We start from the raw sequence: 15,245 nt of genomic DNA on the forward strand, positions 1-15,245 counted from the left end.
GAAATCCCGCCTCACGCCACGTCCTCCCGAAGCTCGGCCAGCCGGTGCAGCCCGGCCAGTACCTCGTCGCGGCCGAGTCCGAAGTCCACGAAGCAGGCGACCTCGTCGCAGCCCAGCTCGCGCAGATCGGCGAGCATCTTCCGGCAGGTCTCGGCGGAGCCGAGCAGGCTGCCCCAGGTCAGATAGCGGTGGAAGGCGAACTCGGCGAGCAGCGCGGTCTGTTCCTCGGTGAGCTCCGCCGTCGCCTTGTCGGCCGTGCGGTTGGCGGTGGTCTGCCGTACGTACGAGCGCAGATACCTCGTCAGCGGTACGGCGGCCAGGCGCCGCGCCTCCTCGTCGTCCGCGCCGACGAAGGTGTGCGCCATCAGCGTCACCCGGCCGTGCGCGTCGGTGCCGCCCTGGTCGGGCGCGGCGGCGCAGGCGGCCCGATAGCGGGCGATCTTCTCGGCCAGCTCCTCGCGGCTCTGCCCGACGGTCGCCCCGAGGACCCCGGTGCGCAGGCTTCCGGCCGCCTCCCAGGTCGCGGGGTTGCCGGAGCTGGTGAGCCACAGGGGGAGGGTGTCCTGCACGGGCCGGGGCTGCGGCAGGACGGCGACCGGGGCGCCGGTGCCGTCGGTGAACTCGGCCGCCTCGCCCGCCCACAGCCGCCGCAGCAGCGGGATGTCCCGCAGGGTCTGCTCGCGTCGGCCCTCGTAGTGGTCCGGGGCCAGCACGAAGTCGGTGGAGTGCCAGCCCGTCGCCGCGGACAGTCCGATCCGGCCGTGCGAGAGGTTGTCGACGACGGCCCAGTCCTCCGCGATCCGCAGCGGATGGTGCAGCGGCAGGATCACGCTGCCCGCCCGGATGTTGATCCGCTCGGTGGCCACCGCGAGCGCCGCGCTGAGCACCGGCGGACTCGGGAAGACCTGCCCCACCTGCTGGAAGTGCCGCTCGGGCGTCCAGATCGCGTGGAAGCCGAGCCGGTCCGCGGTACGGGCGACGGTGAGGATGTCGTCGTAGGCCTCGCTGTGCCGCGGCGCGTCGCCCCCGGCCGTGGTGTCGGTGGCGGGCGTGTCGGCGCCGAAGAACATCACACTCAGGTCCATGGCACCTCCTTCTGACTGGTGTCGGTAGGGCCGTTCCGGCCGGTGTCGGTACGGCCGTCGCGGCCGGGCTGCCGGGGAATGCGCGGTCGGCGCGGGATGGGTGTCCGTGCCGCGGGAGCGTCGGCCGTTGCCCGCTCCAGTTCGGCGGCGAGGGCGGCGACCGTGGGGGAGGTGAACAGCTGAGCGGCCGTCACCGTGCGGCCGGCGCCGGTGAGCCGGGCCGCGACCCGTACCGCGCGCAGGGAGTTGCCGCCGAGCCGGAAGAAGTCGTCGTGCGGGCCGATGTGCTCGACGCCGAGGACATCGGACCAGACGGCGGCGATCTCCCGGTGCAGCGCGGTGTCCGCCGGGGCGTCGGTGGTGCGGGCGGGTGCGAGGACGGCGTCCCGGACCGCGTCCGCCCGCCGGGGCGGCTCGGGCAGCTGGAGCCTGGACAGCGGTACGTCCGGCTCGGCGGCCGCCGCGCTCAGCGCCTCGACGACCGCGTCCGCCAGCCACTGGACGAACTCCGGCTCCAGACACGAGGTCCGGTACTCGAAGACCAGCGTCATGCCGTCCGGCGCGCCCGCCGGCCCGTGGTCGTCCGTGACGTCGACCAGCAGCTCGAACCGCGCCGTACCGGTACGCAACGGCTCCACACCGGCCTCGGCGCCGGGCAGCTCCACCTCGGCCCGGGCGTTGTTCTGCAACGCCAGCACCACCTCGGTGAACGGCTGCCGCCCTGGCGGCCGGGCCGGGTTGAGCGCGCCCACCACCTCCTCGAACGGCACGTCCTGGTGGGCGAAGGCGTTCAGCGCCGTCTCCCGGGTACGCGCGAGCAGCTGCCGGGCGGTGGGGTCACCGGAGGCGTCCGTCCGCAACACCAGCATGTTGACGAAGAACCCGACGACGTCATCGACCGTGCCGTCGTGCCCCCGCCCGGCGATCGGCGACCCGACCGCGAGATCCTCGCCCGCCCCCGCCCGCACCAGCGCGGCGGCGAGGGCGGCGTGCAGCGCCATGAACAACGTGGCGCCCTGCGCCCGCGCCGCCTCGACGATCCGCGCGTGCGCGCCCGGGTCCAGCCGCCGTACGACCGTGGCGGCGTCGCGCCCCGGCACGGCGGGCCGTCCGGGACGGCGGGGGAGCAGCGGGCCGGCGGCCGGGAGGTCGGCCAAGCCCTCGCGCCAGAAGGTGAGCTGGCTCGCGGCGAGGGACCCGGGATCGTCCGCCGAGCCCAGCCGCTCCTGCTGACGGCGGGCGAAGTCGGCGTACGGCACGGGCAGCGGGCCGAGCTCCGCTCCGGAACCGGCGCTGCGGGCCGCGTAGGCACGCGACAGATCCCGGAAGAGCGGCGGCAGGGACCAGCCGTCACCCGCGATGTGGTGCAGGACGAGCAGAAGGGCGTGCTCTCCCGGCTGGTCCTGGACATTGAACAGCACGGCATGCAGCGGGAGTTCGGCCGCGAGGTCGAACCGATGCCGGGCGGCTTTGCTGACGGCCTGCTCCAACTCACCCGAGCCGACGGTGACCTGCCGCAACCGAGGCAGTGCCTCGGCGCCGCTCAGTACCCGCTGCCTCGGTTCACCGTCGCGCTCCTCGAAGACGGTCCGCAGCGCCGTCTGCCGGCCGGCAACATCGCCGAGCGCAGCACGCAGGGCCTCCGGGTCGATCTCGCCGCGCAGCCGCACCAGCACGGGCAGGGTGTAGGCGTTACCCGCGTCGACCCGGTCCAGGAACCACAGGCGGCGCTGGGCGTAGGACAGGGGCAGGGCGTCGCCGTCCCGCACAGGCGCGGGAAGCTCGGCCCGGTCGTTCGTCTCGCCCTTCTCCACGTACGGCACCAGCGCCGCCGGAGTCCGGCACTCGAACAGCGTCCGTACGCCGACCTGCGCGCCCAGCGTCAGCTGGATCCGCCCCAGCAGCCGCGCCACCATCAGCGAGTTGCCGCCGAGCGCGAAGAAATCGTCCTCGGGGCCGACCGACGCCACCCCCAGGACCTCGGAGAACAGCCCGCACAGCGCCTCCTCCACCGGGCCCGACGGCTGTCGTGCTGCCGCCGAGGCGAGCGAGCCGGTGACCGGGCCGGGCTCCGGCAGGGCGGCGCGGTCCAGCTTGCCGTTCGGGGTGAGGGGCAAGGCATCCAGCAGCACGAAGGCCGCCGGGACCAGGTAGTCGGCCAGCACGCGGGCGGCGTGGTCACGCAACTCCCGTTCCGAGAGCGCGGGTTGGTGTCCGTCGCGCGGGACGACGTACGCGATCAGCCGCTTCTCCCCGGTGGCGTCGGGACGGGCGACGACAGCGGCCCGGAGGACGCCGGGGTGGTCGGCCAGGACGGTCTCCACCTCACCCGGCTCCACCCGGAACCCGCGGATCTTCACCTGGGCGTCGGCCCGCCCCAGATACTCCAGCACCCCGTCCGCCCGGCGCCGCACCAGGTCCCCGGTCCGGTACATCAGCTCACCGGCGGACCCGTACGGGTCGGCCACAAAGCGCTCGGCGGTCAGCCCGGGCCGGCCGCGGTAGCCGAGGGCGACGCCCGCCCCGGCGGCGTACAGCTCACCCGTCTCGCCGTCCGCGACGGGCCGCAGCCGCTCGTCGAGGACGTGGAGCCGTTTGCCGGCCAGCGGGCGGCCGATCGGCACCGGCCGTCCGTCCCGTACCTCCTCGGCGGTGACCGGATGGACGGTCAGGAAGACCATGCCCTCGACCGGTCCGTAGCCGTTGCTCAGCCTCAGCTCGGGGTAGCGCGCCAGGGCGCGGGCGGCGTGCGCGGGCGACAACGGCTCGCCCCCGACGATCAGTTCGCGCACTCCGGCGAGGGCGCGCGGGTACTCGTCGACGATCACGTGGAACAGGGAGGCGGAGAGGTAGACGGAGGTGATGGCATGCTTGTCGACCAGGCCGGCCGTCACCACCGGGTCGGGGCGCTGCCCCGGGTGCAGTACGCACAGACCACCGGCGAGCAGCGGCCCCCACAGCTCCATCGCGAACGCGTCCCAGGACACGGGGGAGCACTGCAGCCACACCGCGCCGGTCCCGAAGGACGCGAAGTCCTGCCCGGTCAGCGTCCCGGTGATCGCGGCGTGCGAGGCGACGATGCCCTTCGGGCGGCCGGTGGAGCCGGAGGTGAACATCACGCAGGCCGGGTCCCGCGGCCGTACGCCGACAGCGCCACGCTCCAGAGGCGGCGCGTCTTCGGCGTCCTCCACCGCGACCGACTCGGCCGGGATGCCCGTCGGTCGGGCCCCGCACCGCGACACGACCACGGCGACGCCCGCGTCGTCCGCCATCCCGCGCAGTCGTTCCGCCGGAAAGTCCGGGTCGAGCATCACATAACCGGCGCCGGCCTTGAGCGTGCCGAGCAGCGCCACCACCATCTCGGTGGACCGCTCCAGGTATACGCCCACCAGGTCCCCCGGCCGCACGCCGTGCCGCCGCAGCAGCCCGGCCAACCGGTCGGCGCGCGCGTCGAGTTCGCCGTAGCTCAGCCGCTGCTCGCCGTACACCAGCGCGGTCGCCGCCGGTGTCCGCCGAGCCTGTACCTCGAAGAGTTCATGCACCCCGTGCAAAGCCCCCGTTGCCCCCATCTCAGCCGTCGGCCGCCGTGCGGGCGGGACATATGTCGGTCCAGCGGTTCTCGACGTAGGCGAGGCAGTCCGCGCGCGTGCTCGCGGTCAGCGCCACGTCCCACCCGCCCGGCACGGTGATGCCGTCGGGCCAGAGCGAGAACTGGCCCTCGGCGTTGGTGAGTACGAGGTAGGTGCCGTTCTCGTCCTCGAACGGATTGGTGGTCATGGTCAGCCCTCCACGAGTGCTTTGTTCTCGGGGTTCTCGGGGTTCTCGGGGTTGCCGAGGTTGCCGAGGTTGCCGGGGGTGTCGGGGGTATCGGGGTCGCCGGGGGAGCCGGGGTTCTCCGGGGCCTCGGGATCGCCGGGACGCCCGGAGTCGTCGTGGGCTACGGACTCTTCCGCGCCCTCGGCATCGATGTCGGGCAGCAGCGAGTCGATCTCCCGCACCGTGCGCCGGGTCATGCTCAGCACCCCGACGGCGATGCCGCACAGGCCGGCGATGAGCAGCATGGCCGCCATGCCGCTGCCCGGCCCCTCGCCCACCAGCGGCCCGAGCACCACGAAGATCCCGGTGCCGTCCGCGGCCTGCGGTTCGAAGACATGGTCGGCGAGCGGCCCGGAGACCGCGGTGGCCAGCGGGACGGAGATCTGCGACAGGAACATGACGGCGCCGAAGACCCGGCCGTGCCAGTCCTGGGGAACCTTGGTCTGCACGATCGCCTGCATCGTGCCGTTGATCATCGGCATGAGCGCCGCGCCCACGAGAATGGCCGCGCACCAGCCGACCACGCCGCCCGCGAGCGCCATGGCCACCTGGGCGGACAGACACATGCCGATGATCCCCAGCAGCATGCCCCGCGCCCGGTTCTTCGGACCGCTCCAGGCCGCCATCAGCAGCCCGCCCGCGACCCCACCGACACCGATCGCCGTGTTGACGCTCGCCAGCGCCGTGGTCTCCCCGCCGGACCGGGCCAGCACCATGGGCTGTACGGCGGCGAAGCCGAAGACCATGACCAGGTTGACCACGCAGAAGGCCAGCATCAGATCGCGCAGGCTCGGATACCGGAAGAGGAACCGCATCCCCTCGACGGCCTCCGCGACGAGCTTCTTGCGCGGCCCGCCCGCCGGCTTCCTCGCGGGGCCGTCGTCCCCCCGCATCCGTACGATCCGGATGGCGGCCAGCGCGAGAGCGAAGCTCACCAGGTCGGCGACGAGGATGAAACCGAGCCCGGAGAACGCCACCAGGAGCCCGCCCAGCGCCGGACCGCCGACGTCCGCCGTGCTCTTGGCGCTCGCCAGCAGACTGTTGGCCCGCTGAAGCTGTCCCTTCTCCACCAGCAACGGCACGGAGGCGCCCAGCGCCGGGAACTGGAAGGCGGCGGCGCTGCCGAGCAGCATGACGGCCGCGTACACCTCCCAGGTGTGCAGCCCGCCGGTGAAGTGCAGGAGGCTGAGCAGCGCCACGATCAGCAGGCCGCCACCGTCCGCGAGCTGCAGCGCGGTACGCCGGCTGACCCGGTCGACGAAGGCTCCGGCGAGGGGGCTGAGCAGCACCTGGGGGAGCAGCGCGCAGAGCGACAGCGTGGTCAGCGCCGTGGCCCGGCCGGTGGCCGACCAGGTCTCGAAGACGAAGGCGAACCGCAGTACGGAATTGCCGACCAGGGAGATCGCCTGCCCGCTCCAGACGAGCATGAACGGACCCATGCCGGCGAACCGGCCGGTCCTTCCCCCGTTACGTCCCCCGTCACGCGCGGTGTCGTCAAGCGAGCGCGCCGAATCGGCCACGTGTGTACCCCCGTCGAATGTGGCTTCCGACGGAGAACCCTAGTTCGAAGTAGTGCGCCGCACAGCCCGATCATGAAACGCGGCCGAGAAGTCCTCACGGATGCAGCCCCTCGAATGAGAGGGCCGCGCCCTGACGGGCGCCGGATGCGGCTACCTCGTAGACACCTACGAATGTTTGACGACACAACGACACCTGCCAGGCGCATCGGGTCTCCCCGTCGCGGGTGTCGTTCCTCCGGTGGTTGACAGACGGACTGGCCTGACCAACTGCCGTCTCCCTAGGATGTGTTGTCGGGCGAGGTGATCTCCTCGACCGGCCCTGCCACTGGGGGAAACGATGGAGCCTGGAAAGCCGCTGTCCAAGTCGATCGATGCCACGATTCCGACAGCCGCGCGGATGTACGACTACTACCTCGGCGGCAAGGACAACTACGCGTCCGACCGAGCCGCCTGCGAACAGCTGGACAAGGTCGTCCCCAGTACCCGCGCCCTCGCGCTGAACAACCGGCGCTTCCTGCAGCGGGTGGTCGGGACGCTGGCCCAGGACTACGGCATCCGGCAGTTCCTCGACCACGGCTCCGGCCTGCCCACCCAGAACAACGTCCACCAGGTCGCGCAGGCCATCGACCCGTCCTCGCGCGTGGTGTACGTCGACAACGACCCGATGGTCCTGGTCCACGGCCGCGCCCTGCTGGAGCAGAACGAGAACACCGCCGTCATCCACGCCGACATGCGCGACACCGACGGCATCTTCTCCCACGCGGACACCGAGCGCCTGATCGACTTCTCGCAGCCGGTGGCCGTGCTGTTCAACTCGGTGTTCCACTGCATCCCCGACAGCGACACCGACGGCCCGCTCGCCGTGGCCCGCCGCGTGGCCGAGCGACTCGTGCCCGGCAGCTACCTGGTGATGTGCCAGCTGGTCAGCGAGGACCCCGAGGTCCGCAAGTTCGTCACCGACTTCATGGACCAGGCGACCCAGGGTCACTGGGGCCGGGTGCGCCAGGAGAAGGACGTGGCGGCACTGTTCGAGGGCCTGGACATCCTGGACCCGGGTCTGGTGGAGGTCTCCACCTGGCGCCCCGACACCGAGGTGGCACCGCGCCAGCTCACCCAGGAGTGGATCGAGTTCGGCGGCGTGGGCCGACTGCCGTAGCGCAGCGTCGACCTACGGAGCAGGGGCGTACCGGGCCTTCGTCTCACGCAGTCGCTCCAGCGACTCGCGGGGGTTGAGGGCCTCGTCGCCCAACCGGTCCAGGGCGATCCGGTACTCCTCCGTCTCGTCCTGGTCCTCCAGGAACGCGGCGCTCTTGATGTGCTCCAGATAGACGATGTCCGGCAGATCGGCGCCGCCGAAGCGCAGATAGGTGACGGGCATGGCGGGCGCGGAGGCGTTGGTCACGTCCAAAGGCACGATCTGCAGGGTCACATGGGGGCGCCGGGCCATCTCCTCCAGATACTCGAGCTGCTCGCGCATCACCTCGCGGCTGCCCAGCATCCGCAGCAGTACCGACTCGTCGACGATCGCCCACAGCTGAGGCGCGTCCGCGCGGTGCAGCAGCTCCCGTCGCCGCATCCGCAGCTCCACCCGCCGCAGCACCTCACGGTCGGGCGCCGACGGCAGCCCGCGCTCCACCACGGCCCGTGTGTAGGCCTCGGTCTGCAACAGGCCCGGCACGTACTGGAGCTCGAAGGTACGGATGGCGGTCGCGGCCTCCTGCAACCCGACCAGCCGGTCGAACCACTCCGGCATCAGCCGCTTGTCATAGCGCTGCCACCACCCGGGCTCACCGGCCCGCCGCAGCAACTGCAGCAGCACCGAGGACTCGTACTCCTCGGCCCGGTACAACTCCAGCAGCGCACGGACATCGGGCTCCGTCGGCGGCCGACGGCCCTTGCCCGCCTCGATGCGCGACAGCTTCGCCGGACTGAACCCGACGGCACGTGCCGCCTGGTCCTGAGAGAGCCCGAAGTCCTCGCGGATACCCGCCAGCTGGACGCCGACCAGCATCTTCAGCAGGGTCGGCGCGGGCTCGGACCGGTTCAGATACGGTTCGAGGCGGGAGATGCGAGGCGACTCGGCGGACATCCTGACTCCCGACATCCTGACTCCCCGTGGACCGGCATACGACAGACCGCATTATCGCATCCCGCCGCCTCATGCCGCTTGAACCGGCGTAAGTGAGGACCACAACTTCCGCTTCCCAGCGGCTTTCTGGCCCTCTGGCCCTCTGGCCGTCTGGCCGTCTGTGGACGACGACGCTCAGTCGAGGTCCGGGCCCAGGGTGCCGTGTCAGACCAGGTGGTCGAACTCTCCTTCCTTCGCGCCGGCCAGGAAGGCGGCGATCTCGGCCGGTGTGTAGACGAGGGCCGGCCCATCGGGGTCGCGGGAGTTGCGCATCGCGACGCTGCCGTCGCCCAGGGTGGCCACCTCGACGCAGTTGCCCTCGGCATTGCTGTGCCGGCTCTTGGTCCAGCGGACGCCCAACGAGCTTGCCCGCACGCCGTTCGGTGCTGTTGGCACTGCACTCTCCTTGCTCACGTTCGGCCACGTGTACACCCGGCGCCCCGCCGCCCAGGCGGGTCCCGAGGGCATCACGTGCTCTGCGTCGACACCCACTCGCGCAATTTCCCGTGAAATTGCACGGAGGCGCCGTCGGCGTGGATAATAGTCCGTGGCGTCAACTGCAGTGCGTACGCCTCGCCTTGACCGTGTATCAGGGAGACGTTGTGTCCTTACCTGCGTACGAAGGGCTTCGACTGCCCGGTAGCGCTGCGCCGCCCGCGGAGTGGACCGTGTCGCCGGCAGCGCACCCCGGCACCCCGGGCAAGAGCCACCTCACCAGGCCCGAACCCCCGCGCACGTCTCCCCGCTCGGCCGCCCTGCGCCTCGTCGGCGCCGAACAGGGCTGCGGCCAGGCCCGCGACTTCGTCCGTCGCACCCTCGGCGACTGGTCCCTCGACCACTGCAGCGCCGACGCCCTCATGGTGGTCACCGAACTGGCCGCCAACGCCGTACTGCACGCGGCCCCACACTGCACGGCCCGCACCGCTCCCGCCGTTGAGCCCGAGATCTGGCTGAGGCTCAGCCTCCGCCGCCCTGCCCACCTGGTCTGCGCCGTCACCGACCCGAGCGACGACCCGCCCGTGTACCCGCACACCAGCGACCCCTGGGACGAGCACGGCAGAGGGCTGCGCATCATCGACGCCCTGGCCGAACACTGGGGTTGGACCCGAAGGCAGCCCATCGGCAAGACGGTCTGGGCGATGCTCCCCACCGGTGGCCAGGCCTGATCGACCAGTAGTGCCCGTATAAACGGCACGGTCGCACATGCTGTACAGGTCGTATAGATCGCACAGGTCGCACAAATCATATAGGCCGCCATATTTGGGATGTCCCGGGCGGTGGTGTAACGCGGTCGCGTTTGCATGGCGCAGAACTAGGCAGAAGCAGTCACCCGCACGGCCGAATTCGGCTCCGCTGGGTGAACCGTCAGCCCAGCAATGCGTCAGATCGGATTTCTCGTGAACACCGACCCGGTTTCCGGATACCAGACGTACGACCAGTCCGCAGGCCCCGACCGCACCGCGCGCAACCAAGCCGCCGCACGCAGAACAGCCCTGACGATCTGCACGATCGCCGATGTCGCGGCCGGTGTGCTCGGCCTGTGGATCGTGCTGTTCCTGCTCGACGCGAACCAAGGGAACGCGTTCGTGGAGTTCGTGCACGGAGCGGCGGACTGGCTCGGCGGATGGGCACAGGACATTTTCACGATGGACACAGAGGGCCTACGTGTCATCCTCAATTACGGTCTCCCGGCCGCCCTTTACCTACTCCTCGGCCACGGAATTGCCGTCCGACTCAACAGGGCCTGACGGCATTACCCAGCGGAAGGACCGAAATCGTGACACGCATTCCCTCCGGAAACGATCACCCGCCAATCTATGAAGAATTGGTGCGCGAACGCGGAGACGCCGTGACGGAAGCCCAAAGAGCAGCCGCCCACACACAGCACCAGGCAGCGGAACTGCTGAGCGGCGGGGAAGCGAACAACTGGGACCAGCCGACGGGTCACGACCGCCAATCCCACTTCGGATGATCCACAGGCGCCAGGGCGAGCCGCTCGACGACTACCCAGAGGCCGCCTTCACGCAGCGGATCGCAGGACTCCACCAAGGAGTGCTCCCCCGGCCGCGTTCGACGTATGCCCCGGTCGCCGCCTCGCCCGTGCCGAGCACGACCTCGGTGAGGCGGCGACCGGCGCCGTGGTGTCTGGCCTCCCCACCCAGGGACACCCGCCTGGCACCTACACGGCAACGACCGGAGCCCCCGATGCGGAGAAACTGACCCTCGTCCCTCGGCGAGTGCCCTCAGGCACCGGATCTCTGCCTCCCGGCGGGTCCACGACCTGTTGGGCGACTCGGCGAGGCCCGCTGTGCGCGCGGTCGCAGCGCCGGGCCTCGTCAGCGGTGGCCGCGCGGAACGTGAAGACCTCAAGCGACGTCATGGCAGCCGACCGAGGCACCGACGCCGTGCGAGGTCAGCACGCGCCCTCCCGCCCGGAATAGGCCCTCTCGCACATCGGCAATGGCCCCCTGGTCCAGTGACGCGGGCGTCATCGGCGGGAAACGCTGTCCTGCTTGCCCCAACTCACCCACGCCGCAGGCGACTTCACCACGGCTTGGCCTTGGGGGGAGAGAACGATCGGGGGAGAAAAGTCTCCCTCCCACGGGCGTCACCGGCGATGCCAGACTGCCGGGCATGACCGGCCGCGGCTGTGATCCGCACGGTCGTCCAGGTCCTGCGGCGACGACGGTCCCGCCTCCTGCCGTGCCGCTGTGCGCGGCGTGATCCGTCCGCGATGCGAAGGCTTACGCATGTCCACTGAAGTCCCCGAGTCTGCCGTTCCACCCCCCGCCGAAGCCGGCGAGTCCTCGCCGGCCCCCAGCCGGCGCACCTTCATCGCCACCACCACCGCGGTCGGTGGTGCAGTCGTTGCGGGCGGTGTGATCGGGGGGACATATCTGCTCGATCCGGAGGAGGCGTCCGCCGCCGATGCGTCGCCCTCCAGCCGTTTGTCCCTGACGGTGAACGGCACCCGGCGCACGGTCACGGTCGACAACCGCACCTCGCTGCTGGATCTGCTGCGCGAGCACTTCGAGCTGACCGGCGCCAAGAAGGGCTGTAACGCCGGGGCCTGCGGGGCGTGCACGGTCCTGGTCGACGGGCAGCGGGTGAACTCCTGCCTGACGCTCGCGGTACGCCTGGAGGGCGCCGAGGTCACCACGATCGAGGGCCTGGCCAACGGCGCGCAGCTCCACCCGCTGCAGCAGGCGTTCGTCGAGCAGGACGCCTTCCAGTGCGGCTACTGCACCCCCGGCCAGATCATGTCCGGCGTGGGCTGCATCAAGGAGGGGCACACCGGTTCGCCGGAGGAGATCCGGGAGTGGATGAGCGGCAACATCTGCCGCTGCGGCTGCTACGTGAAGATCGTGCGCGCGGTCGAGCAGACCGCCGGCCGGAAGTAAGGAGCCGCTGACATGCATCCCTTCTCCTTCACGAAGGCCGAGACCACCCGTGAGGCCCTCAACGCCGGCCGCCGCGGCGGTCGTTACATCGCCGGCGGCACCACCCTCGTCGACCTGATGCGGGAGACCGTCGAGCGCCCCGAGGCTCTCGTCGACATCAGCGGTCTGCCGCTGGACGAGGTCAGCGTCACCGAGCGGGGCGGGCTGCGTATCGGCGCCCTGGTGACCATGTCCGAGGCCGCTGCCCATCCCAAGGTGCGGACGCTGTACCCGGTCGTCTCCGAGGCGCTGGAGCTGAGTGCGTCGGCGCAGTTGCGGAACATGGCCACCATCGGCGGCAACATCATGCAGCGCACCCGCTGCACCTACTTCCGCGACGTCACCGCCGACTGCAACAAGCGCGAGCCCGGCTCGGGTTGCGCCGCGCTGGAGGGCTTCAACCGTACGCACGCCATCCTCGGAACCTCCGATGCCTGCGTGGCCACCCACCCCTCCGACGCGGCCGTGGCGTTCGCCGCGCTGGAGGCACGGGTGCATCTGCTGGGCCCGGACGGGGAACGCCAGGTCCCCTTCGCCGACTTCCTGCTGCGCCCGGGCAACACCCCGAATCGTGAACAGGCCCTGCGGCGGGGCGAGTTGATCACCGGAGTGGAGGTTCCCGCGCTTCCGCGCCCGCTGAGGTCCGGCTATCTGAAGGTGCGTGACCGGCAGTCCTACGAGTTCGCCCTGACGTCGGCGGCCGTGGCGCTGCACGTGCGGGGCGGGGTGATCCGGGAGGCGAAGGTCGCCGCCGGTGGAGTGGGCACCGTGCCGTGGAAGCTGCCCGCCGTGGAACGGCACCTCGTCGGTGAGCGCCTCTCGGAGTCGCTGTGGGCGGCCGCCGCCGAGCGGGCCGCGGACGGCTCCCGTCCCCTTCGGCACAACCGCTTCAAGGTCGAGTTGCTGAAGCGGACCGTCGAACGTCAGCTGCGCGTCGTAGGAGGTAGCAAGTGAGTCCCCAGCCGCAGGCAGCCGTGGGCGCGCCGCTGTCGAGGGTGGACGGCAGGCTCAAAGTCACGGGCAAGGCGCTGTACGCCGCCGAGTTCGATGTCGACGGGGCGGTGCACGCGGTCATCGTCGATGCGAGTATCGGCCGCGGCCGCATCACCTCCATCGACACCCGTGACGCCGAAAAGCACGCGGGCGTGCTGCGGGTGATCAGCCACCGCAACGCGCCGAAGCTGCCGTACCGCGACAATGCCGGCTCGAACAACCCGCCCGGGCGCAGGCTGCGGGTGTTCCAGGACGACCGGGTGCTCTTCCACGGCCAGCCGGTCGCCGTCGTCGTCGCCACCACGCTGGAGGCCGCCCAACACGGCGCGAGCCTGGTCGAGGTCGAGTATGACGCCGCACAGCCCTCAACCGACCTGCACGAGGCCGAACCGGGCGAACCAACGACTTACGCGCGCGGCGACGCGGATGCCGGGCTGCGCGACGCTGCCGTACGGCTGGATCTGACGTACCAGTTGGCGCGCAACCACCACAACCCGATGGAGCCGCACGCCACGATCGCCCGCTGGGACGGAAACAAGGTCACCGTGTGGGACAAGACCCAGTGGGTGATGGGCACCCGCGACGAGATCGCCGCCGTGTTCGACCTGCCCGCGGATGCGGTGCGGGTCATCTCCCCGTTCGTCGGGGGCGGCTTCGGCAGCGGGCTGCGCTGCTGGCCGCACACGATCGTCGCCGCTCTGGCCGCGCGGGAGACGAAGCGCCCGGTCAAGCTCGTGCTCAGCCGTCGGCAGATGTACTTCGGCACCGGTTTCCGGCCCTCCTACGAGTACCGGCTGCGACTGGGCAGCGACCGGCGCGGCCGGTTGTCCGCCGCGATCCACGGCATCGACGCGGAGACCTCGTCGTACGAGACGTTCACCGAGGGGGTCATGGCGCCCGGGCAGATGCTCTACAGCATGCCCCACGTCAGCCAGACGTACCGGCAGGTGCCGCTGGATGTGAACACGCCGATCTGGATGCGCGGCCCCGGCTTCGCGTCGGCCTCGTTCGTGATCGAGTCGGCGATGGACGAGCTCGCCCACAGGCTCGGCGTCGACCCGATCGAGCTGCGCCGGCGCAACGAGCCGTCCGAGGACGAGGCGAAGAACCTGCCGTTCTCGACCCGTCGGCTGCGGGAGTGCTACACGGTCGGTGCCCGGGAGTTCGGCTGGGATCGCCGTAACCCCAGGACCCGTTCGACGCGGGAGGGGGACTGGCTGGTCGGCATGGGGATGGCTGCCGGCGTCTACGATCCCGGACGTTTCCCCGCGCAGGCCCGGGCCCGCCTCGACGCCGACGGAACCGCTGTGGTCGAGGCGGCCACCACTGACATGGGGCCGGGCACCTACACGTCCCAGACCCAGGTGGCCGCCGACGCACTCGGGCTGACCATGCGCACGGTGACCTTCCGGCTCGGCGACTCCCTGTATCCGCAGACCGGCCCGCACGGCGGCTCGTCGACCATGGCCAGCGTCGGCTCCGCCGTCGTCGACGCCTGCAACCAGGTGCGGCAACAGGCGATCAAACTGGCCGTCGAGGACGAACGGTCGCCGCTGCGCGGAGTGCCGGCCGACGAGGTCGTCGTACGCAACGGACGGCTGCACGTGAAGGGCAACCCGGCGCGCGGTGAGACCTACCGGAGTCTGCTGGCCCGCCACAACCGCTCCCACCTGGAAGCCCGCGGCAGCTACACCGGGCCGCCGACTCCCGAACGGGACTCCTACTACGCCTACAACGCGACCTTCGCCGAGGTCGCGGTGGACGCGACGCTGGGGCTGGTGCGAGTGCGGCGGATGCTCGGCGTGTACGACGCGGGCCGCATCATCAGCCCGAAACTCGCCGAGAGCCAGGCGATCGGCGGCATCGTGGGCGGCATCGGCACGGCTCTGCTGGAGCACACGGTCACCGACCGCCATGACGGGCGGATCGTCAACGCCAACCTCGCCGACTACCTGGTGCCCGTCAACGCCGATGTCCCCGAGGTCCGGGCGATCTATCTGGACGGCGAGGACAACGCGGGCAACGCGCTGGGGGTGAAGGGGCTCGGCGAGGTCGTCCAGGTGGGGGTGGCGGCCGCGATCGGCAACGCGGTCTTCAACGCCACCGGCCGCCGGGTCCGTGAACTGCCCATCACCGCCGAGGCGTTGCTCTGAGCCGAGTGCCCGGACTGCTGCGGAGCGGCCGGCGGCCCGGGCACTCCTTTCTCGTCCGGCAGTTTGGTCCCCCGTCCGGCTGCCGGGCCTTCCAGGGCCGCCGCCGCGTG

The 15,245-nt window shown here is 71.1% G+C and carries 12 protein-coding genes; 6 read left to right on the forward strand and 6 right to left on the reverse strand.

The window, feature by feature from the left end:
* Nucleotides 1-11: 11 nt before the first annotated feature.
* Genes EHO50_RS31575 through EHO50_RS31590 form a run of 4 tightly spaced genes read right to left on the reverse strand, consistent with a single transcriptional unit; the run spans nt 12 to nt 6,340 of the window.
* Complete coding sequence (locus EHO50_RS31575) at nt 12-1,085, reverse strand: MupA/Atu3671 family FMN-dependent luciferase-like monooxygenase (RefSeq protein ID WP_128434645.1); 1,074 nt, start codon at nt 1,083-1,085, stop codon at nt 12-14.
* Entirely contained in the window at nt 1,076-4,627 is a 3,552-nt protein-coding gene (locus EHO50_RS31580; RefSeq protein WP_164904994.1) for a non-ribosomal peptide synthetase, read from the reverse strand. The genes EHO50_RS31575 and EHO50_RS31580 overlap by 10 nt, the downstream gene beginning before the upstream one ends.
* Before the next feature lie 28 nt (nt 4,628-4,655).
* Complete coding sequence (locus EHO50_RS31585) at nt 4,656-4,862, reverse strand: MbtH family protein (RefSeq protein ID WP_128434647.1); 207 nt, start codon at nt 4,860-4,862, stop codon at nt 4,656-4,658.
* Between the two features lie 2 nt (nt 4,863-4,864).
* A complete protein-coding gene (locus tag EHO50_RS31590) occupies nt 4,865-6,340 on the reverse strand; it encodes an MFS transporter (protein ID WP_128434648.1) in 1,476 nt (491 codons plus the stop codon).
* Nucleotides 6,341-6,758: 418 nt separating this feature from the next.
* On the opposite strand from EHO50_RS31590, the gene EHO50_RS31595 reads away from it, so the two are divergent.
* The gene (locus tag EHO50_RS31595; RefSeq protein WP_128434649.1) at nt 6,759-7,577 is read left to right on the forward strand and encodes an SAM-dependent methyltransferase; all 819 of its coding nucleotides are present in this window, start codon (nt 6,759-6,761) and stop codon (nt 7,575-7,577) included.
* A gap of 12 nt (nt 7,578-7,589) precedes the next feature.
* Here the strand turns inward: EHO50_RS31595 and EHO50_RS31600 are convergent, their stop codons facing one another.
* Both EHO50_RS31600 and EHO50_RS31605 read right to left on the reverse strand, forming a co-directional pair.
* Nucleotides 7,590-8,510: a helix-turn-helix domain-containing protein gene (locus tag EHO50_RS31600; RefSeq protein ID WP_128434775.1), complete on the reverse strand. Its 921-nt coding sequence runs from the start codon at nt 8,508-8,510 to the stop codon at nt 7,590-7,592.
* A 204-nt stretch (nt 8,511-8,714) separates the two neighbouring features.
* Nucleotides 8,715-8,945, reverse strand: coding sequence for a DUF397 domain-containing protein (locus tag EHO50_RS31605; protein ID WP_128434650.1), 231 nt, complete (start codon nt 8,943-8,945; stop codon nt 8,715-8,717).
* 272 nt (nt 8,946-9,217) lie between these two features.
* On the opposite strand from EHO50_RS31605, the gene EHO50_RS31610 reads away from it, so the two are divergent.
* The 5 genes from EHO50_RS31610 to EHO50_RS31635 all read left to right on the forward strand — a co-directional run bounded on the left by EHO50_RS31610 (nt 9,218) and on the right by EHO50_RS31635 (nt 15,135).
* A complete protein-coding gene (locus EHO50_RS31610) occupies nt 9,218-9,715 on the forward strand; it encodes an ATP-binding protein (protein ID WP_246101607.1) in 498 nt (165 codons plus the stop codon).
* Between the two features lie 231 nt (nt 9,716-9,946).
* Nucleotides 9,947-10,297 (forward strand): hypothetical protein, encoded by a 351-nt coding sequence (locus tag EHO50_RS31615; protein ID WP_425472288.1) that lies wholly within the window; start codon nt 9,947-9,949, stop codon nt 10,295-10,297.
* Between the two features lie 1,002 nt (nt 10,298-11,299).
* Nucleotides 11,300-11,950 (forward strand): (2Fe-2S)-binding protein, encoded by a 651-nt coding sequence (locus EHO50_RS31625; protein WP_128434653.1) that lies wholly within the window; start codon nt 11,300-11,302, stop codon nt 11,948-11,950.
* A gap of 12 nt (nt 11,951-11,962) precedes the next feature.
* Nucleotides 11,963-12,943, forward strand: a complete 981-nt coding sequence (locus tag EHO50_RS31630; RefSeq protein ID WP_128434654.1) for an FAD binding domain-containing protein — start codon at nt 11,963-11,965, stop codon at nt 12,941-12,943.
* Nucleotides 12,940-15,135, forward strand: coding sequence for a xanthine dehydrogenase family protein molybdopterin-binding subunit (locus tag EHO50_RS31635; protein WP_128434655.1), 2,196 nt, complete (start codon nt 12,940-12,942; stop codon nt 15,133-15,135). Before EHO50_RS31630 ends, EHO50_RS31635 begins: the two co-directional genes overlap by 4 nt.
* Nucleotides 15,136-15,245: the final 110 nt, after the last annotated feature.

Source organism: Streptomyces cyaneus (genome assembly GCF_004028635.1).
GTDB lineage: Bacteria > Actinomycetota > Actinomycetes > Streptomycetales > Streptomycetaceae > Streptomyces > Streptomyces cyaneus.